Here is a 20,858-nt window from a genome sequence, read left to right as displayed (position 1 = left end):
GTACAAATGCCGCTTTGGTCGAAATAGTTAACTTAATGAGGTAGGATACGTTCTGTCAGACTGAATAAAACTAACCTCTTGCCTCTAAGCATGCTTAATTACAAGCATGTTTCCCGCATCAATGATAATCGGCGGTTCAAAATGAATCCTATCTTCTACGATGATATAAACCAAACTAGCATCGCCTAATTCGATTTGTTTAATCGTTTCGATTCTATCTTCGGGTAATCCAATCGATTTTACGACCAGCTTGCCGCCCAGTAATTGCAGCTGAGTCTGTGTCTCGCTTTGCTCGTAGACGCCCCAGCCCATGTCAAGCGACCATAACGTACGAAACTTATCCACATCCGGCTGAACAGGTTTGAATCCGATCATGCCTTCGACCATGTCATATTCGAAGCCGCTGAAGGCTTGCAGCAAGGAGTAACTGGCCATAGATCTCGCGTAGTTGCTGCCGCATTCGATCTCGTTCCACGGATTGCGTTTCTCGCCGTCGTAACGCTCCCGGATCGCTTGAACGATGGAAACCCCCTCATCGATGAAACTCTCTTGAATCATGTGCGCAGCCGCTTGGTATTCGAAGCCGGTCATCGTCTCCGAGTTATAAGTCAGCGGAATCGCCGGCTTATGTCGGCCCTCTGGCCAAGTGCAGATCACGAGTCCGCCCTCGTCGTTAAGAGAGTACAAGCGCCAAGTATTCGCTTCCCGCCTCATGCTGGATTTGAAATTATACCGATACAACGACTTCAAAGCTGTACGCATCTGTTCCTTATCGAAAATTTCGCCCAAACCGCATAAATTAGCGTGCCATTGTGCAATGACTTGGTCAATGACGCAGCCTTCCCCAATCTGGTATTTGATTTCCCCTCGTTCATTGTTCCAATACGTGCTGACGGTATCCGTGTCGAATTTATCGAGCAGCGATTTATCCGATAAATCGACTTGTTGCACGTAGTACTCGCCATTGAACAGATACTCGTCGATCCATCGTTTCCCCGATTGAAACAGGCTGTCAAATTCGTCAGCAGTTTCACTCTCACCCAAGAATGCCGCCATCTCCGCTCCCGCTTTAAGGGCCGCTAAGTAAAATCCGCTCAGCCAAGAATTCGGTCCGTATAGCTCCATGTCAAGAGTGTGATGCTGCCTGCCCGACAATACGCCCGTTTTATCTGGATCCCATTTGTCCTCGTTAGTATCGGCCCAAGCGTACGTAATGCTTTGCTTGATTTCTGGCCAGACGGACGTAAGCCACTCTGTATTGCCCGATATTTTCCAATCTCGATATGCTTTAATAACGCCGCCGAATTGTCCATCCGCGCAAGCACGGGAATCCATCCGCTCGCGTCCGAGCGGGAGCATTAACCGGAATGACATTCTCCCGTCTTCGCGTTTGTTGTATTTAAAATCTAAATCCCGCATGCTGCGCTCTAAGCGTGGGAACAGGAAGGGCAGAGCATAAGCATAATTCCATACATGCGTACAGGAACCTTCGCAACAGCCAGTATCTTCGATGCTGCCTTCGAATCCATAGAAGGAACCGTCGGTTAGACGTAGTGTTGTAGCCGATTTGACCACGGATAAATTTGCAGACACCGCATCCTTGATAACATCTGGTACCGTCGATGAGAACAACGCATCTTTGAACCTAACGGTCTCGCTGTAAAGACGATCCCAATGGTCAAACGCATATTTCGCGCATGCGCTGGAATCCTCAAACAGCGTCGCATAATAATTTTTCCAGCTGTTAGAGCCTAACGGATTGGGATTCCAATAGTTCTCCACGTTTGGAAAGTTCCAACTGATCGTGAATCGAATCTTTTTCTTCTCTCCGGGCTTCAGCTCAATATGAGCGGCAAGTGATGCCGTGTCTTTGCGTACCAAAGGCGGCTCAGTCACGGGATACTGACGATTTTGCAAATGTCCTTGCTGCGTGAAATCATGCCAGAACATCTCGAGATTGTCGCACCAGCCGCCGCGATACCAGAATTCTTGGTAGCTGACATCTGGTGCATCAGTTGACAGTGTGATATCGCCGAACTGATCGTGCGCATCGTCATGCTGGTCAGAGCTTAGCTTAATCATGTGTATGCATTCGCCTTCGGTGCCTTCCATCATGCTGTATCGGTGATTTACCTTTTCCGTCGGAATAGGGTTGCCAGCCGAGAGGCATAACGTGTATGCAATCGTTTCATGATTTGTATTTTCAACTTCCCACTCAAAAAAAGCCGCGGGAAGACTCGAGTCATCCTCTTTGAGCGGTATGAACGGATTAAAGGCCACTAATTCGATTCGCCCGGGGAAATCGATTTCCGCGAATGACATGCCTGCCAACGGGAATTCGCCCCTGAATTCGACCTCTCGAAAATGCGGCATACCCGCCATCGTCTGGCTTTCAGGTCCGAATCCGTATCCGCTATGGAGCGGAGCACCGCGAAGATGCTCGCCGACGTATGGCGCTTGCAAATCGCCGTTCAACACCCGCGCATCCAGCACTTTTCCCTCCCGCTCCGCCTTTATTGCGAAGTGGCTAAAACCGTTGAAACTCTTCTTGTTTGGACGGTTGAATATTTCCCAGTCCACCAACCGGCCATTGCCTGCAAGACCGATGCTTCCGCTGCCTATTCCTCCAAGCGGAAAACTTATTTCTCTCATTTTAGTACCCTTATACGCCTTTTTCACGCTTATACCCTCCCTTAAGATCATGGTATACTTGAACAGCAATCTACCTTCATCTTAATGGAATATAAGCTTTATTCCTGTATATATAAGATCTATTTTTTATGTATAAAACGATTATTTTATCATGAAAGAGGCAGATAACGATGAAATTAGAGGACTACGTCATCGCTCCCTATGTTCGCGAATCAGATTATGCGATCCGTCCGCCCTTTTTCCTTGGCGAGCGCAATTTGCTGGATTATATCATTTTTTACGTGCAGGAGGGTTCATTCGAAATCGAGGTCAACGGTAAAATTCATCTCCTGAATGCAGGAGATCTTTGTTTGCTTCAGCCCGGGGACGTACATACAATCAAAGGCATTACCGATACGATCAATCCTTACGTGCATCTGGATTTCTTTTATAATCCAGAGAAGGATAAGAGCTTTATCACGCGACCAGGACAATTGGACATGTCCCCCTACTCCACCTATTCACAACCTAGATTGCATAAATGCGATTCCTTGCTCATTCCATTTAAACTAGAAACTCCGCACTCCGTTAGGCTGCGTGACCTCGTCTTCAAAATCATAGAATGCTGGCAATCACAAACCTATCTAGGCATCATGGAAGCCAATCAGCTGGCTTATGAATTTCTGAGCGTGATTTTCAAAAGTTATATGAAGCCACAAGCTGCCTCGTCATCTCGTCGTCCTTTCTTGAACTGGATTACGTCCTATTTAGCGTTTCGCATCTCAGAACCTATCAATGTTAGCGATATGGCCAAAAGAGCAGACCTTTCTCCCTCTCGATTCACAGTACTATTCAAGAAACAATTCAATATGACACCTTATCAATACTTACTAAACTTGCGTATCCAGCATGCTCAGGAGCTGTTGAAGGAAGGCATGTCCCTGCAGCAGACAAGTGAATATTGCGGTTTCACTGACGTTCATCACTTATCCAAAACTTTCAAGTCCATAACTGGGGTCAATCCCGGTTATTTCAAAAGAAACTATGATCAGGAACGACGTCACTAACTACATTAGCCGCCCGTCCGTACTTTTAAATTGAACCTTTATCCGGTTTTACACCAATAAATACTGGCAAGCTTTTAACCAGCTGGCCTTCCCCAATCTCTCTCGGAAAAAATGCAATGAATAGATCGAATTTGCCCACCCGTTTTCCTGTAAACGAAAGCTGAAACGAATAGCCATTTTGATTAAAACTGTCCATCCACTTACGCATGAGGCCTAGCTTAGCAGCTGTCTCTGGATTCATCATCTGTATATACCCATCGGGAAAGGACATTTCTGGATATTCATAGCGGTATCCCTTAATTTGCAATCGTTGCTCCATTCCCGGCTGTTTTACTTCGAACTCATACGGCTGCGGGTCACTGTTCCATTCACGCCGCGTATGGGATTGGTTCGACGTGCAAATCAGAATCCCCGGTCCTGGTTCAATTAACTTCTCTTCAAGAGCCGTCCCCCAAAGCAGCACATCAAGTCCAGTAAAGGCTTGCCCTTGATTAATTAGGCCGAATAAAACCTTTGACGAAATGCCAACATCCCCTGCTGCGAAGGAGTTCCAGCTTGAGAATGCCAGTTTGGGTGCATTGATTTCTTCAAAATGATCCGTGAAGCGGATCTTGCTGCGCAAATGAAGTACCTTCGTATGTTGGTTAAAATCTGAATCCGTCTCATAACCCCGCATTGCCGCTTCAACCGGAATATCCAGCAGCTCCGCTGCCAGCGCCAGCGCGTCTTCAGCAAAGACCCTTTCTTTCTCCCAAATCGCCTTTAGTTAAGGGAGCGGTCGGCCGATTCAGCATTGCCTGTTTCCTCATATTCGTCCCCTACCAGCCTATTTCTTACGGCAAGCACCAGCTCTTCGAGCAACTTTGCGCTATCTTGCACACCGGTGAAAACCTGGATATTTGAAAGAAATGTACCCATTATCCACACTCCTAACTTAATTTTTCAAGTCCATTCACGTAATTATCCATTTATTTTAACACATATTGGAATTAAGCTTTGAGTCCATTCTTAAGGTTCTGTAAAACAGAATGATCGAATCTAACGTTTGTTGACTATAGTATCAAGTTTGTTATCTAGAAGCATTAAATCCTCCTATTATACAATGAGCTTAACAAGTGCAACACATCCGAGAAGACACCGAAAGGAGTAAAAGGCATGAAATCGACAGTTGAACTTCAAGATAAAAGAAAGCGCTTACGAATTCGTTGGCACAAGCAGGATACGGAACTCACCCTCTTGGCATTGCCTACAACGATATGGTACATCCTGTTTTGTTTCTTACCTATGTTCGGGATCATTATTGCCTTCAAAAACTTCAAAATTAGCGGCGGGTTTTTGAGCAATGTATTTAATAGTCCTTGGGTAGGCTTCAAAAACTTTGAGTTCTTGTTCAAGTCAAATGATGCTTGGATCATTATTCGAAACACCATTGGATACAACATTATTTTTATCGTTCTAGGAATTGTGTTGCCCGTTCTCTTCGCTATTATGATTGGGCTGCTCCACAGCCGCAAAGCAAGCAAAGTCTATCAAACGATGATGTTCCTCCCTTATTTCTTATCTTGGGTTGTCGTATCTGCTGTAGGCTGGGCGTTCCTAAGCTTTGATAAAGGGATTCTTAATCAATTGCTCGTCAACATGGGCGGCGATCCTGTTAACTGGTACATGGAGCCGGCTTACTGGCCGTACATTCTAATTCTCTTAAATGTATGGAAAGGCTTAGGTTATGGCATGGTCATTTATCTGGCAACCATCACAAGCCTTGACAGCACGTACTATGAAGCCGCTGTAATTGATGGCGCTTCCATTTGGCAGCAAACACGTTTTATTACATTGCCGATGCTCAAACTCGTTATCGTCATGCTGTTCATTCTGGCAGTTGGACGTATCTTCTACACCGATTTCGGATTGTTCTTTCAGGTCACGCGAGATTCCAATTCATTGTTTAACGTGTCTACCACCATCGATGTCATGGTGTATAAACAACTGAAATCCGCTACCTTAGGGATGGCCGCTGCTGCCGCATTCGTACAGTCCGTTCTGGGTTGTGCAACTATTCTAATCGCTAATTGGATTGTTCGCAAAATCGATCCTGATAGCGCGATGATGTAAGGAGGTAAGACCATGTCAACGAGAAGGACTTACGAAACAGGTCTTGAGAAATTCAACCGTACAAGCAACGTTGTAAACTTATTTTTCAACCTGATCTTTATCGTATTGGCGCTGATCTGCGTCATACCCGTAATTGTAGTGCTGTCCATTTCACTCTCCAGTGAGAACTCCATACGTGAGACAGGATATCATCTATTGCCGGTTGCACTATCAGGTGAAGCATACGCTTATGTGATCAAGCAAGGAACGATGATTTTGCGGGCGCTCGGCGTATCCGCTCTTGTTACGGTGGTTGGTACTGTGCTCGGTATATTTCTTACCACCTCCATGGGCTATGTCCTTTCTCGCCCAAACTACAAACTGAAGGGCTTTCTAACTTGGGTCGTTTTCATCCCTATGATATTCAATGGCGGTCTTGTTTCCAGCTACTTCATTAATACTAATCTATTAGGGCTAAAAGACAGCGTCTGGGCACTTATTCTGCCGCTTGCCGTCTCTTCATTTAACGTTATCATTTGTAAAACCTTCTTTAAAAGCACGATTCCCGACGGGCTGATTGAATCTGCTGAAATTGATGGTGCGAGCCAGCTGCGAATCTTTTTCTCCATCATTCTGCCGATTTCCTTGCCGGTCATTGCAACCATTGGACTATTTCTCTGCTTCTCTTATTGGAATGACTGGTTTCAATCGATGTTATACATCAACAACCAGAACCTATATTCTTTGCAGGCACTGCTTAACAGCTTGATGAGCAATGTCGATGCGCTTGCCAAAAACGCTGCTAGTATGGGCGTAAGCTATGCCGTGCTCGTCGCAACGATGCCGAAGGAATCTGCCCGCATGGCTGTAGCGATTATCATTGTTCTGCCTGTAGCCTTCGCCTATCCGTTCTTCCAGAAATATTTCATTTCCGGGTTAACGATTGGCGCAGTTAAAGGATAATCAACGAAATAAACCAAGCCTGCTTGGTTTATGATAGATCACTGTACAACGCTTACGGTGACACAACTTCAATAAGGGGGAAATGAAATGAAGAAATCTTGGAAGTTCATCTCTACGCTTTGTATTCTCACACTAATGGTGAGTGGCTTAGCAGCCTGCTCCGGCTCGAATTCACCAGCTGCAACAAACGCTCCGTCAACGACAGACGCGCCAAAGGACAGCGAAGCACCAAGCAAGGATATTCCGACGCTCGTCTGGTGGACGATCGGCGGCCAAGTGCCTAATAACTTCGGCAAAGCGATTGATGCTATGAATGAATATACAGCGGAGAAAATTGGTGTGAAAATTGACATCAAAGTAGCCAGCTGGGGTGAATGGGACACCAAAATCAACACGATTGTAAATACTGGCGAACCCTTCGACATTATGTTCACAAACAGCGGTAAATACAGCAAGCAAGTGGCTATGGGAGCTTTCGCCGATATCACTGATTTAGTTCAAAGTGATGCGCCTGACTTATACAAATTGATTCCTGAAAAGGTTTGGGATGGCACGAAAATTGGCGGCAAATATTATTCCGTTCCTACTTATAAGGATTCGGCACTAACGCAATATTGGGTGTACGATGATAAATACGTGCAAAAGTACAATATTGACATCAACAGCATCAAAACCCTGCAGGACCTTGATCAACCACTTCACAACATCAAGTCCGGCGAAGGCAAAAGCTTCTACCCATTGCCGATGACGCAAGGTGAAGGCTTGAATGGTTTCTTTAACAATTATGATGATTTAACACTAGGCTTCACTCCAGTTGGCGTAAAAGCTGACGATGCATCACGTACGGTTGTTTCTGTTCTTGAGCAGCCTGATGTTATGGCCGATCTGAAGCTCCTGCATAAATGGTACCAAGATGGCATCATCAACCCAGATGCTCCGACTAAAACAGAGAATGAAAAAGGCAGACCATTCTTTGCAGCTCAGGCATTTCCGGGTGCAGAAGTAAGCTGGCAAATCAATGATGCTGTTGAAAAATATGATATGGTTCAACACTTTGGCCCTATTTATACAACAAGCACAATCCAAGGCTCCTTGAATGCGATTTCTGCGAATTCGAAATATAAGAAAGAAGCATTGAAGTACCTCGAATTAGTCAACACTGATCCAAAACTACGCAATATGCTTGCATTCGGCGAGCTAGACGTAGATTACAAAAATGTGGATGGCGAAAAGGTTATCGAGCGTACTTCTGATACTTGGCCGCTGGCTGCATACTCCCAAGGTACATTCTTTAATCTAGCAGTTACCAAAGGTGCTCCTGAGGATCAATGGGATCAAGTTAAAAAGCTGAATGACGCAGCGACATCCTCCACTGTGCTAGGTTTCGCACTGGACATCAGCAATCTTCAGACTGAAGTAGCAAATTGCCAGTCCGTATGGGATAAATACAAATATGAACTCATTACAGGCGCATCCGATCCGGAGAAAATGATTCCGAAAATTACTGCTGAATTAAAGTCCGCTGGCATGGACACGATTATGAAAGCGGCTCAAGAGCAAATCAATAACTACTTCAAGTAAGTTAAGCAAGTTGAATAAGCATCCCATATTGAGACACTCTGTATGGGATGCTTATTTCTTGCTATCTATGAAGCTTCGCTTAATCATGATAAAGTGGTATGGAAACCACTTGCTTTAAGGCGAGCTGCTGCAATTGAGGTGCCATATGAGCTCTTTTTTACAAATTAAAATTTATCGTTACAAGTTTATTGCCTATGTCGTCTTTGTCGTAACTATCGGACTCGCCCTTGGCATTCTGACCTGTGTCATGCTGCTGAATCAGTGGGTTGGTGATGCTCGTTTAGAGGCTGCAAATGCGTTCGCAGGTGTAGAGAATGAGCTGCAGTACGATGCTGACCGAATTGAGGCTTACATGCAGCGTATATACTCCAATCATAGTCTAATGGAAGATGCTCGCAGCTTTTTGAACAGCAGCGTTGAAGGCTATTTAACCAATAGTCTGCAAAACAGCGAGTTCTCACAGCCGTTGGTATCCTTCCCAGAGGATATTAAAACCTACCTGTACAGCTGGGCGCAGGGTGAAATTACGCAGGTTAGTTTGCATACCAATCAGTATAGCAATGTTGTACGCTTTAACGAAAACGGAATTGCAAGCTTCATATTCGGTCTTCCAAATACAGACGAAGCTTTTCACGATACGATTCAAAAAGGCTTCGTATATCGCAAGAAACTATCGGATACATCACTGGGCTCTAAGGAATTAGGGGAGCTGCGCTTCTTGGTCAGCAGTGATCAAGTCTTTAAATCTATACAAAATTATCGATTGGGAAAAGCTGCTGCAGTCAGCACTTCTGGTGAGGTCTACCTTATCGGCAGCGGGCAGGATCAGAACTTAGAGGAATTATCGCGTCTCGCGGCGGCGAATGGACGCAGTCATGGCGTTATTTCGCAGGGCTTGTTCAAGCATATCTTTTATATTACCTTTCCATCCACCAAGTTCAATTTCAAGTTCGTTAGCATCGTTGATTTATCCATGCTGATTAAACAGCATGCCAGAATGCTGATTACCATCTTTCTGATCGTATTAACGACCATGATAAGTGTACTACTGCTTATTGTGTATAATATGCGGGATGATTTCCGCTTCCTGCACCGCATTATTCAATCGATTGGGCGCGTGAAATCAGCTAATTTCACACCTAATCGCCCTGCCCGTTATCGTCGAAATGAATACGGCATGATTGCAAGGGAACTAGATGATATGATTGAGCAGTTAGATAAGCATATCCGCAATGAATATTTACTTAAACTAAAACAGCAAGAAACTGAGATGAAAGCGCTTCAAAATCAAATCAATCCTCATTTCCTTTATAATACGTTAGAGGTCATCCGCTCCACTGCTTTGGTTAATCAGGACAGAGATACCGCTGATGCCATTGCTACCTTAGGGGCGCTCTATCGCGAAATCGTCAAGAAGGAAAATATTATTTCGATTGCAAGTGAGCTGGAATTGCTGCAAAAATACTTGGAAATTATGGAGTTTAAATATCCAGAACGTTTTTTTTATCAGGTCAATGTAGATCCTGCGCTGCTCTCGATTCCTACCGTGAAATTCTGGATGCAGCCTTTGGCTGAAAACTTTTTCATCCACGGCTTTAGCGCTAGCAATGAGTTTAACTTGTATATCGTTAATGGCTGGGAAGCTGAAGATTATTATGTATTGGAATTTGTGGATAATGGTCGCGGTATTGGGGCGGAGCGTTTAAATGCAGTGCGAAGTACACTGTCCAACCAGGATGATACTTCTTCCGAGAGTATCGGTTTGCGCAACGTCTACACGAGGCTGCACTTCTTTTACGGGAAAAGCTTTTATATAGAGATTGGAAATAATGAGGAAGCTGGAGTTAAGATTTCTGTACGGATTCCAAAAGAGGTGATTGAACATGTACAAACTGCTGATAATGGATGACGAACCACAGATTTTGGAGGGGATGAAGCGAATCCTCGACTGGAAACAATATGGCTTCAGTCGGATAGATACGTGCGAATCTACGGAAGCCGCCATGTCCAAGGTTGTAGACCTGCTGCCTGATGTCGCTATTTTTGATGTCTGTGTTGGCAAGGATCTTGGTTATGAAACGATTCATAGACTTAATGAGCTACAAATCCCTACCAAATATGTGATTATGAGCGGCTATAGTGAATTCAAGTATGCCCAAGAAGCCATTCGCTGTGGTGTGAAAGACTATCTGCTTAAGCCTTTGGATCGTACAAAGCTGCAGCAAGTGATTGAGAAAATTATTGTTGAAGATCTCCATGGTACGATAGGTAATGCTAGCTGCGAGAGCCTGAACAAGGACCCGGTACTCGGTGTAAGCTATGACAGCTTATCCAAGCTGGTCAACCGCATTTTGCTCATGATCAAGACGGAGTATGCTCAGAATATTACTTTAAAATCAGTGGCAGAACGTTTCCAGATGAACAGTACCTATCTTGGACAATTATTTCTTAAAGAATCCGATATGAAATTTTCAGAATATCTAATGGCTTACCGTATGCTGCTTGCTCAAGAACGAATTCAATCGACAGATGAGAAGATTTCTTCTATCGCGCTTTCCGTCGGCTACAACAATCTCAATTATTTTTATACACATTTTCAAAGCTTTTTCGGAAAGTCTCCCTCTGATCTGCGGGGAAAAGGTTAACAACGAACTCGGCAGAAAGGCGGATATCGATGCAAAAGCGCTCTAGATACAGATATATCTTCATTACATTCAGTATTATACTGCTGCTCACAGCATATACAACCGGTTGCTCCCGTCAAGCTAGCAAAAACAACATTGATAAATATCATGGGGACACGGTAAATCTGATCTATTACACAATTGGAGAGCCTGACAAAGATCTGAAGCTCGTAAACGATAAAATCAATGAAATTATGGCTCGTAAAATTGGCGTGACCATCACCTATATTAAGGTTGGTTGGCAGGAGTATGAGGATCGGCTGAACACGCTCATATCCGCAGGAAGCCAGTTCGACATTGCTTTTGCCCCCAATTATGCAACTACCGCTATGCGCGGTGCATGGCTGAAACTTGATGACTACCTTTTGAGTCTAGGCAAGGATTTGTACGACACGATTGACCCCACCTTCTGGCAAGGGGTACGAATGAATGATGGAGGCATTTATGGTGTACCGACCAATAAAGAGCTGGCTGTACGTGATCATTGGATGTACCCTGCTTCGATCATTAAGAAGTACAATATCGACATTACCAAATACAATACGCTGGAATCGCTAGAACCATTGCTCCGGATGATTCAACAGAATGAACCAACCTATATACCAATGGAATTGGATCGGGATTCACAAAATTTCTTTGCTCTCTATGGCTACGAGTATATTTTGAATCATAAAGTTCCGTTAATGGTGAAATCACTGGACCCTAACTCTAAGGTCGTGAATATTTTTGAAACGAAGGAAGCCCGGCAGACATTAGACACATTGCGGCGTTATTATAAAGAGGGCTTCATTAACCAGGATGCTGCACTGCGGGAGCCTGGCGGTCTTAAGCGTGGGGATCAGGTATTCTGGAAATCCTCAGGCGGCGGCCCACTCTCGGATACGAATTGGAGTAAGGATCGCGGGTACAAGGTTGTATCGAATCCTGTAACCCCTAGTGTCGTCACTACGGAATCCGTCCGTGGAGGAATCATGGCTATTAATGCCAACACCAAGCATCCTATTGAGTCTATTAAGTTCCTGAACCTGCTCAATACAGACCCTGAAATACGAAACCTATTTAACTATGGTATTGAAGGATTGCATTACACGCTAGGTGAACATGGGCAAGCGATCCCCATTCCCGGCAAAGATAGCCAAGGCAACCCGATCCCGGATGCACCAGCGAGCTATGCGGGAGTACAATATACACAGGGTAACTGGTTTATCTTGAAAACTATAGGCGGCGATAACCCGGAACCGCTCGATAAGTGGGATCAATTCCGCAAATACAACGCTGAAGCAATCAAGTCCACCATTCTTGGCTTCACGCCTGATCTATCTAAGCTGACCGCCCAAACCGATAACATCGAGATGATTTGGAAAAAATACTATCCAAGCCTTATGACCGGTACTGTCGATGTTGACACAATCCTACCAAAATTTAATCAGGAGCTAAAACAAGCAGGTATCGAAGAGGTACGGAAAGAAATACAGAAGCAGTTGGATGAGAAGCGAAGCTCAAAGAGGTAAGTGTTATAGTGCCTCCCACAGACTATTTATGAATATGTATATAAGCGGAAAAGGCAGCCTATATCGGCCGCCTTTATCATTCTACTATTTTACTTGGTAAAACTTACTTTATTTTAACGACTACCTTCCCTTTAGCTCTACCGCTTTCAAGGTATTGAAAGGCTTGTCCTGTATCTTTAAAATCAAACACTTTATCAATAACCGGAATAATGTGACCCTCTTCTATAAACTTCTTAATGATCTTTAATTGCGCTCCGCTTGGTTTCATAAAGAGGAAATGATATCTCGTACCGCTTTTCTTCTCTAGGGCTGTAATTTTACGACTCACAATGGATAGAACGGCCGTCTTCAACCAGCCTAATTTTGCTTCCTTGCCGAATCTGGAATTGGGCAGGCCGGAGACGGATACTATTTTACCGTTTGGTTTCAGTACCTGGAATGATTTTTCCAATGCTGTCCCACCTAAGGTATCGTACACCGCGTCATAGCCTGTAAGCATTTCTTCAAAATTCTCTGTTTTATAATTAATGATTTGATCGGCGCCCAGTGAGTTGACCAAATCATAGCCTTTATCACTTGCTGTTGTGGCGACATAAGCGCCCATCAATTTGGCCAGTTGGATAGCAAATGTTCCTACCCCTCCAGATCCTGCATGAATCAAAATCTTTTGCCCTTTTTGAAGGTTCAAAATATCGTAAAAGGCTTGGTATGTCGTAAGTCCGACCAGTGGGATTGACGCCGCTTCTTCAAAATTTAGATTTTCTGGTTTAAGAGAAATATCATCTTCATGAATGGCAATATATTCAGCTAACGTTCCGATCCTGTCTTTGCGAGGTCTTCCATAAACCTCATCACCGGGTTTAAATGTGCTCACGCGTTCACCAACCTTGGTTACTACTCCAGAAAAATCATTTCCGAGAACTAAAGGAAAGTCATACGTTAGCAGTAATTTTACTTTTCCTTCTTTTATTTTGAAATCGATAGGATTTAAGCTTGCCGCATAAATCTCTACTAACACATCATGTTCTCCCACTGTAGGCATTGGTCGTTCCGTCATTATTAAGGGGATATTTTTTCCATATCTCTCTATTGTTATAGCCTTCATTATTATCACTCCTATTAAGATCATTCGTTTAAACATATAAACGTATAGAGCAAAAAAACATTTTTCCAATGGACTAATGAAGCAAACGTTCATTTTATTCCATTGAAGATTGCAAAGATCCGCTACACTGAGCTTCTATAGCCTCAATTAAAGATTTAAGTTGCTCTAATGGTTTGCGGAGAGTCAGGACATAGTAATTTTCTACGCTCTTCTTCTCGTAACTAACATAACCAGACTGTCTTAATACCTTCAAATGATGGGAGACGGCAGGCCGGGACAAGTCAATTTGATCCGCTATAGTATTGACATTAAGTCCAGCTTTATGCTGTGCAAGCAGCAAAATTATGGCTTGACGTTTTTCATCTGTAAGAACATCCAGCAAGGGAATGGAATCTTTAAATTGCTGTACAATATGTTCAGTATTTTGGCTCATACACTTCACTTCCGTTCATTCGTTTAATTATATAAACCTATTATAACCAACTTACTGATAAGATCAAATATTTTATACAATACCCATGCTGGCGGAGCAGAGCTGGTATCTGTTCTTATCCGCAAAATCAGTTCTTCATCGATTCCGTTAAATTCGCCATTGCATTGTTAAGCCTCAACCTCTTGTTACTATTAACTTAGTAACCATCAATAAGAAAACAGAGATTAACAAAGAAACTCCACCCCATAATAAAAAGTTAAAGGTAAATATGAACTCAAAATCTTCATCAAACCGCTTAATACTAAAGATGAGGAGTACGATAACTATTCCCGCTAAATAGGCAACTAAAAGACCCAGTGCTGAGTAATTTAAGCTTCTTCTTAATTGCTGTTTTTTCATTAGCCACCCCATTATATTATTCCTTCTAACCACGAAGCCCACGCTTTATATAAGAATGCTTTATTTAATATACAATTATAAAAACGTATGTATTTCAAGCATTTTTAGTTTCTTTTTGCAGTTGGAAACTCCACAATTTGAATGCTGAATAGATCCAAAACCGCAAAAACTGCCAAAGCAAATCCGCTATTCCATAACGCATGAATCCAATTTTCTTCAAACTTCTTCTTGCATTCATCAATAATAGTTTGGTTAATAATAATAGGAGTTGTTACAACCATCTCTGAGTAGAGATGATCAGTTAAATCCAACTTATCAACCATCCATTGCAGCCCTGCCAGGATTCCCTTATCATTTTCCAATGTAGCCTTCTGATGTGAGTCAACCCAGTTAAGCAGCTGATCTTTTCGCTCCTGAGTCATCTCCACAGTAACAATGAACATAAAACCACTCTTTTACCGTTTAGTTTAAAAAGCCAATAGACTTCATTATAAGTCCCATTAGCTAAATGGTATTTAGCGACTGGGTTCTTCTATTTCTTTCGAACAGGAAAACAAATACACATCCTAATCATTTAAACCCTTTCCATCCAGAATTTGCTGCTTATATTTTTCAACCCTTGACTCGCGAGTTTTGGATTGTTTAGGTTCAGAAAAATAAAGAATGTACGCTCTTTGCCGTCCCGGCGTCAATGCTTCAAAAGCAGTTTTCAAGGCAGGCATTTCATCTAATTTGTTTTGAAATTCATCAGGAATTATGTATTCTGTATTCTTTTTGAAAACCACTTCCAAACCGGCTTTTTCAACTTCAATGGCTTCATTAATATAGGATTTCAGGATAGCTTCCATTTCAACTATTTCTTGAACGCTGGTGAACCGAATTTGGCGCGCCGCCTGTACATTTTCTGTTTGTTGGATTAGGATGCCATTGGGATCTTTTAACAAGGCGCCTTTGTGAAACAGAAGTGCGCAATATTCTTTAAATCCGTGGATTAAAACTATGTTTTTATTCTGAAACGTGTAACAAGGATGCATCCACTTATATTCTTCGGTCAGCTCACAGTCAAGTACAATATTTCTCAACTTTTTATATTCTTCTTTCCACTTTTTAGATTTACCTATAAATCCATCAACCTTAAGATTCAGTCCACTATTTGTCATCAAGGAATACCCCACTTCATCATATTACTATTATGTTTTTAATAATAAGCAGATCATTAATAAATCCACTGGATTGCTTGCCGCTCCAAGCTGATGGACACCGACTAATACCGTGTCATCACTTTTTCATCAGTTTCTCATAGGTTCCATTGTACTGCATTTTTATGGATTGTACAGTTTGCATAAAAACTCTATTAAAAATTACTTTTTTATCTTAACAAATTCATTGTATACACCCAAATTTATAGATATACCCTCACAAGATATTACCATGCCAGTTGGCTCACTCATGATGGCTACTATTACCTGCTGTTCCCCTCATTCTTGTGATTGTTGAACTATGGTACTCATTGTTTATGAAATCAGTCGGTTTTTACAATTTTGCACATTACACAAACAGAATAAAAGGCCTCCGGAATATTCCGAAATCCTCTCCATTCATTCCTCTTTTATGCCTAACATCGATTGATCATACTGGCGATATTCATCTTAGTTGATTTTTTCGGCGAACACTGCGATTAGCACCAGATAAGCTGTATATCGCTCCACGATCTGCTTATCCACCGTACGCATACACTCCAGCCACTCATTGTTTTTTTAACTATTTACCCATTAACTCAAACAGTCGTTCACAGTTAAACTATCTTTTATTTAAAAGTAGCAGTCTTTTAGCCAAATAATCCTTTTCTATTGTTTTATTCACTAGACCATATTTATTTGTTTCATATAGCTTATCGTTTTCTACTGTAAGGATAGTTATGGGTTTATCTAATGTGGTAATTCCTTGTTGAATACTTATTAATAAATTTGAATGTACTTTGTTTGACTTTCTCAGAGGTTCAGAGTTTGAATGAATGGTTTCTCCCTTAATATTAATTCTCCCTTCCTCATTACGCCACCATCTAAATGTTTCGATTGCGGAGAGTGACCAATTTAGGTATTCTATCCACCCATCTCCGTGTTCTAGAAAATAAATGATCTCATCGCTAGGTCCCGGATCAAATAAAGCATCTGCAGACCATTCTCCTACTATTTCATCCATACTTTTAAACCTCCATAATTATCAATTTTATCTCAAGTCGTTATGTAAGATTAGGAGAGTCAAAAATCATCATGCTTAAACTAAAAAAAAGCACAAAGGAAAGAAAACTGAACAAAACGAAACGTGATTTTCTTATCTTTATTTTCCTGAAAATTGTTCGATTGCTAAATATTAAAATAGCTAGAAATAAAGTTAATAATAAAAGAGTTATGGGAAGAAGGACGATTATTACATCTTCTTCACCTCTCATATCAGAACCGTCATGAAATCCCATAAAATAACCTATTACATATATACATGATGCACTGATTTTTATAATGTATGGAAACATCTGCGCTAAAAATGAATTAATGATTCCACCTAGTATTAGATATAGTGTTTTCAATTACACACCTCCATAATTTTCTAAGAACTCCTTTCTTTAATTTTGAAAACCATAACTGTATAGACGTTAGATATCCAAAAATGTTTTAATTTATGGTATATCATCCAAAATAAACATTTTCATCCCAACTAAGCTGCTCGTAAACGCAACGAGGCTGCCGATTTATACCGGCAGCCTCGTTTTAATGATTAATAAGTTATATTTGATTGAGAATAACAGGTCTAATCCCAGTGGTTATAGATTATCTCACCTACTGTCATAGGCACCTATCGCCCCTCTAATTCAAATATGACATATATTCGAAAGCAGTTGTGCCATATACACTTTTAAAATGTTTATTTAAATGGGTTAAATCCACAAAACCGCATGCAGCCACTGCAGAGTAAATATCTCTATTTTTTTCGATCAACTGTTTAGCAAGTTCGATTTTGCAGTTAAGAAAGTATTGATACGGTGAAATACCAGTATTCTCCTTGAAAAAGCGAATAAACTTAAACTTTGATAAATGAAGTTCATTACAAATCTCATCAAGTTTCAATACCTGTTCCAGATTGGCATGAAGCATATTCTTTGCCTTGTGAATTAGTGCGGTATCCTTCTTGTTGTCAGTCGAAAACTTCGTTTGGACGAGGCAATCAGTGAGGGATACGAATAATTCACTGCAAATGGCCTCGTCTTTTCCGCTCAATATTGCGTAGGAAAGATTTAATATCCCTTGTTTTAGTCGATCATCATACACAACAGGTTTAGGAAAACGTACGATATCCTTTTTCTCAATAACCTCCAAAAACAATTGCGGATCAATATAGATCATAACATAATCCAGACCTGTCTTATCCTGCGCCATTCCATCATGAGCCTGTTCCGGATTAAAAAACATAACACCATTCTGGTGGGATAATTGTAAAGTGCCATCCAAATTATATTTTTGGATTCCACGTAAAGTTACACCCATGGCATACTCTTGGTGGGCATGTTTTTTATACGTAAAATCAGTCATATTCGCTGACAGCACCGTAATACCCGCTGATTTTCGATAAATAAATTTGTTCATTCCATTCACCTCTTCATCACTTGCCTACATCCAGATCATGATTGCAGCGTAAGCGAGAGATAACGCCATCAATACATTAAATGTCTTATTATACTTCTGTAAAAACGCTTTGAAGATCGAACCAAAGAGAACCCATGTCATAAATGCCAAAAAACCAATTAACGTGATAGCTAAAATACTTAATGTGACTGCAGAACTTGTGCTATAGCTAGGCATAATGAAGGTTGGAATCACAGTCAATGTAAATAATACTACCTTTGGATTTAAAAACTGCATAAGAAACCCTGACAAGAAAGTAGCCGTTTGGTTTAATGCTCCGTTTGATGCATCCATTTTGTAAATTTGATAAACAAGATAAAACATATAACCACTTCCAATGATCTGCATCACAATGATTATTTTCGGTATAATCGTTATGAGAATCGTGTTCAGCAAAGCAGAAGTAACAAGTAATGAGGCAAAACCAATTGTTGCTCCAAATGAATACTTCATTGCCTTTTTTACACCGAAATTATGCACAGTGGATAATATGACGATATTGGTAGGTCCAGGTGTAAACGTAGCAATCGTACAGTAAATCAAAAAAGATGTAAAATCCATGAGAATACTCCTTTCAAGCTCTTCTCATAGCCTACATCTTAAATTGAAATTCCTATAGTATATTATTGCAGAACTTACGATTATTTCGCTATGGTTCTATGTGGCAAATATTTTGGGGCTTCATTGAATAGAACAAAGTTAGGTCTGAACTTGTTTATATCCAACCAATATGAAAAATCATATTTCCCTAATCTTATTGAACTATCCTGCCGATTGGCTTAAAAGAACAGAAATGAAGTTGACTTACGATTTGAAGATGGAGTCGATACTCTCTCTATCGTAATCTAATATCCAGTGATTATAATTTATGTAAAGTTCCTGGAGAGGTGCCGTTGTGTTAGAAACAATATCTAAACCTCTGCTGTCATATAAATAAAAAATCGTATTACGAGTTGTATTCACGAAAAATATTCTATGATAGGCGAAGAGAAACATTGCAGGCTTAATATCTGATGTTTTGCAACTCAGTACATAACGGAACCTTACCCATCCATCTTCCTCTTCATCAGATCCCGTAATGCTGTTACAATTAAGTTTTTTTAAAGTTCCCTTGCTTTTAACGCCTTTTTTAAAAAATTTTATCTTGTAAGGCTTACTCTTCCTTCTAAAACTAAGAAATAAAACAATAAATATTTCATCACTTTCACTGTGCGTTTCTTTAAATAGTTGATTAGTACGATAGAGAACTTGTTCTCTGTATTTTTCATCAGAAACCAAAGGATCCGGGTCACCGATTTCAAATCGAATGCCTACATCCGCGTTATAAAATAGAGGGGATTCCAATTTTAGTCCTAGAAACTTGTCATTGAGATAACGATCAAGTGATGCTGTCACTCATTTCCCATCCTTTCCCCGAAAAGCACTATAGCATTTGACTTCTTAGGTTCCAAGACTCTTCTGCCAAATCAAGCAGTATCTGAGCTACTAACAACGGATGACTTGATTTTTCTTTTTGGTTTATTTTATCGTCTACTTCTAAATTGCTAAGCATCTTATCAATAACCATGATAAACCTAAGCGATGCGCTCGCAGTAAAACCGAAACGGGCAAGCTTGAAATCCCCGTCCCATCCCTCATCCCTGAGTCCTTGCATATAGTTTAGAAATAATTCTTCCTTATACTCTGCTACCTTGTTAACGGGAACTTTCTTTTTTAATAACGCATATCCAAACATTCGACCAAGCTCTTCCCCTACACCTGAAATACTTGCAAACTGCCAATCAATCGCTATTAATGAATCATTTCCATTCAATTGCTCTATAAAAATGTTATCCCAGTGTACGTCTTGATGGGCAAATACACGAGGCAGTAATTCTAATGTCTCCAGCAAGCTGTTTACTCGGTCTCTAGTGATACGATAAAGCTCCCACATAGTGCTCTTACCATTAAAATCAATCAAGCAAGAATCCCAAATAACTTTTTGCTCCTCAATGGGTTTAGCATAAGCAGTACACACCTCAACCCAAGAACGCATCCAATTGTGGCATAAAAAAGATTCAGTTGGGAGAGGTGTCCCTGTTATGTATGCGCCATTGTATTTGCCAAGTAAATAGGATATTTTACACATGTGCTTGAATGACCATTCACTTTGGACATTTTCAATAGCTATATCCTCGAGCCAGATCGAGACATTTTCATCCGGATGCTCTTCTACTGTATAGCATAAGGGAGCCCTTATACCAAGTGGCAATTGATTCAGAATCCCTGAATTATAAACCAGAGCTTCACGTTTCCAGTAGTAGTAGTGATTGACTTGATTACGCATAGGATCAGGTTTTAATATCTTGAGTATCATTGTATAATTTTGCTTTCTATCGTTGTCCAGAGCTATACAAGATACCCTATAAACCGAACTTTCTTCCTTGTTTTTTCCAAGAGGGCTGAAATTCCACGATAATAACTGTAAATTTTGAGAAGCTACAACTCGCCGTAATAGTGACTGTAAGTAATCAGGGTCAATTTTAATATCTTTTTCCGTTTTTGCGGTTATCATTATGAACAGACCTCTGTTTCTTCAAAATATATACATTTAAAATACGTGAAACGGTCCACGATTCCATCCTGACAATTGCGTTAACTTCCAGCTTACTTAATGAAAAAGGAAGCAGTCGCCATATGAACTGCTCCTTATTTGTTAAACTATCTTACCTTG

General features: G+C 41.2%; 21 protein-coding genes. 7 read left to right on the top strand and 14 right to left on the bottom strand.

Annotated features, from left to right (window positions below):
* Window positions 1–84 precede the first annotated feature (84 nt).
* On the bottom strand, window positions 85–2,679 hold the full coding sequence (locus MHH56_RS11785) for a GH116 family glycosyl-hydrolase (protein WP_339208405.1): 2,595 nt from the start codon (window positions 2,677–2,679) through the stop codon (window positions 85–87).
* 143 nt (window positions 2,680–2,822) lie between these two features.
* Here MHH56_RS11785 and MHH56_RS11780 point away from each other — a divergent pair, with 143 nt between their 5' ends.
* Entirely contained in the window at window positions 2,823–3,698 is an 876-nt protein-coding gene (locus MHH56_RS11780; RefSeq protein WP_339208403.1) for an AraC family transcriptional regulator, read from the top strand.
* 25 nt (window positions 3,699–3,723) lie between these two features.
* Here MHH56_RS11780 and MHH56_RS11775 read toward each other — a convergent pair whose 3' ends face one another.
* Window positions 3,724–4,374 (bottom strand): hypothetical protein, encoded by a 651-nt coding sequence (locus MHH56_RS11775; RefSeq protein ID WP_339208401.1) that lies wholly within the window; start codon window positions 4,372–4,374, stop codon window positions 3,724–3,726.
* An 86-nt stretch (window positions 4,375–4,460) separates the two neighbouring features.
* Entirely contained in the window at window positions 4,461–4,616 is a 156-nt protein-coding gene (locus MHH56_RS11770) for a hypothetical protein (RefSeq protein WP_339208399.1), read from the bottom strand.
* Between the two features lie 237 nt (window positions 4,617–4,853).
* Between MHH56_RS11770 and MHH56_RS11765 the strand changes: the two genes are divergently transcribed.
* The 6 genes from MHH56_RS11765 (at window position 4,854) to MHH56_RS11740 (ending at window position 12,528) form a co-directional block, all read left to right on the top strand.
* Window positions 4,854–5,810 (top strand): ABC transporter permease subunit, encoded by a 957-nt coding sequence (locus MHH56_RS11765; RefSeq protein WP_339208398.1) that lies wholly within the window; start codon window positions 4,854–4,856, stop codon window positions 5,808–5,810.
* A gap of 12 nt (window positions 5,811–5,822) precedes the next feature.
* Complete coding sequence (locus tag MHH56_RS11760) at window positions 5,823–6,752, top strand: carbohydrate ABC transporter permease (RefSeq protein ID WP_339208397.1); 930 nt, start codon at window positions 5,823–5,825, stop codon at window positions 6,750–6,752.
* A gap of 87 nt (window positions 6,753–6,839) precedes the next feature.
* Complete coding sequence (locus MHH56_RS11755) at window positions 6,840–8,333, top strand: ABC transporter substrate-binding protein (RefSeq protein WP_339208395.1); 1,494 nt, start codon at window positions 6,840–6,842, stop codon at window positions 8,331–8,333.
* A gap of 145 nt (window positions 8,334–8,478) precedes the next feature.
* A complete protein-coding gene (locus MHH56_RS11750) occupies window positions 8,479–10,242 on the top strand; it encodes a histidine kinase (protein ID WP_339208394.1) in 1,764 nt (587 codons plus the stop codon).
* Complete coding sequence (locus tag MHH56_RS11745) at window positions 10,217–10,978, top strand: response regulator (protein WP_339208392.1); 762 nt, start codon at window positions 10,217–10,219, stop codon at window positions 10,976–10,978. The genes MHH56_RS11750 and MHH56_RS11745 overlap by 26 nt, the downstream gene beginning before the upstream one ends.
* Window positions 10,979–11,007: 29 nt before the next feature.
* On the top strand, window positions 11,008–12,528 hold the full coding sequence (locus tag MHH56_RS11740) for an ABC transporter substrate-binding protein (RefSeq protein ID WP_339208390.1): 1,521 nt from the start codon (window positions 11,008–11,010) through the stop codon (window positions 12,526–12,528).
* A gap of 103 nt (window positions 12,529–12,631) precedes the next feature.
* Here MHH56_RS11740 and MHH56_RS11735 read toward each other — a convergent pair whose 3' ends face one another.
* The 11 genes from MHH56_RS11735 to MHH56_RS11685 all read right to left on the bottom strand — a co-directional run bounded on the left by MHH56_RS11735 (window position 12,632) and on the right by MHH56_RS11685 (window position 20,699).
* On the bottom strand, window positions 12,632–13,633 hold the full coding sequence (locus MHH56_RS11735; RefSeq protein WP_339208388.1) for an NADP-dependent oxidoreductase: 1,002 nt from the start codon (window positions 13,631–13,633) through the stop codon (window positions 12,632–12,634).
* Window positions 13,634–13,727: 94 nt separating this feature from the next.
* On the bottom strand, window positions 13,728–14,066 hold the full coding sequence (locus MHH56_RS11730; RefSeq protein WP_339208387.1) for a metalloregulator ArsR/SmtB family transcription factor: 339 nt from the start codon (window positions 14,064–14,066) through the stop codon (window positions 13,728–13,730).
* Window positions 14,067–14,240: 174 nt separating this feature from the next.
* Window positions 14,241–14,465, bottom strand: coding sequence for a hypothetical protein (locus tag MHH56_RS11725; protein WP_339208386.1), 225 nt, complete (start codon window positions 14,463–14,465; stop codon window positions 14,241–14,243).
* Between the two features lie 104 nt (window positions 14,466–14,569).
* Window positions 14,570–14,908 (bottom strand): hypothetical protein, encoded by a 339-nt coding sequence (locus MHH56_RS11720; protein ID WP_339208384.1) that lies wholly within the window; start codon window positions 14,906–14,908, stop codon window positions 14,570–14,572.
* 123 nt (window positions 14,909–15,031) lie between these two features.
* Window positions 15,032–15,625, bottom strand: coding sequence for a YdeI family protein (locus tag MHH56_RS11715; RefSeq protein ID WP_339208383.1), 594 nt, complete (start codon window positions 15,623–15,625; stop codon window positions 15,032–15,034).
* A gap of 640 nt (window positions 15,626–16,265) precedes the next feature.
* Complete coding sequence (locus MHH56_RS11710; protein ID WP_339208381.1) at window positions 16,266–16,667, bottom strand: hypothetical protein; 402 nt, start codon at window positions 16,665–16,667, stop codon at window positions 16,266–16,268.
* A 40-nt stretch (window positions 16,668–16,707) separates the two neighbouring features.
* Window positions 16,708–17,052, bottom strand: a complete 345-nt coding sequence (locus tag MHH56_RS11705; RefSeq protein WP_339208380.1) for a hypothetical protein — start codon at window positions 17,050–17,052, stop codon at window positions 16,708–16,710.
* A gap of 277 nt (window positions 17,053–17,329) precedes the next feature.
* The gene (locus tag MHH56_RS11700; RefSeq protein ID WP_339208379.1) at window positions 17,330–18,106 is read right to left on the bottom strand and encodes an AraC family transcriptional regulator; all 777 of its coding nucleotides are present in this window, start codon (window positions 18,104–18,106) and stop codon (window positions 17,330–17,332) included.
* Window positions 18,107–18,130: 24 nt separating this feature from the next.
* Entirely contained in the window at window positions 18,131–18,706 is a 576-nt protein-coding gene (locus MHH56_RS11695; protein ID WP_339208378.1) for a LysE family transporter, read from the bottom strand.
* A gap of 243 nt (window positions 18,707–18,949) precedes the next feature.
* Window positions 18,950–19,540 carry a DUF3885 domain-containing protein gene (locus MHH56_RS11690; protein WP_339208377.1) on the bottom strand — a complete coding sequence of 197 codons (591 nt, stop codon included), beginning with the start codon at window positions 19,538–19,540 and terminating at the stop codon, window positions 18,950–18,952.
* 28 nt (window positions 19,541–19,568) lie between these two features.
* Window positions 19,569–20,699, bottom strand: coding sequence for a hypothetical protein (locus MHH56_RS11685; protein WP_339208375.1), 1,131 nt, complete (start codon window positions 20,697–20,699; stop codon window positions 19,569–19,571).
* Between the last annotated feature and the right edge of the window lie 159 nt (window positions 20,700–20,858).

It is taken from the genome of Paenibacillus sp. FSL K6-3182, assembly GCF_037976325.1.
Lineage (GTDB): Bacteria > Bacillota > Bacilli > Paenibacillales > Paenibacillaceae > Pristimantibacillus.
This window is presented reverse-complemented; position numbering and strand designations above follow the sequence as displayed.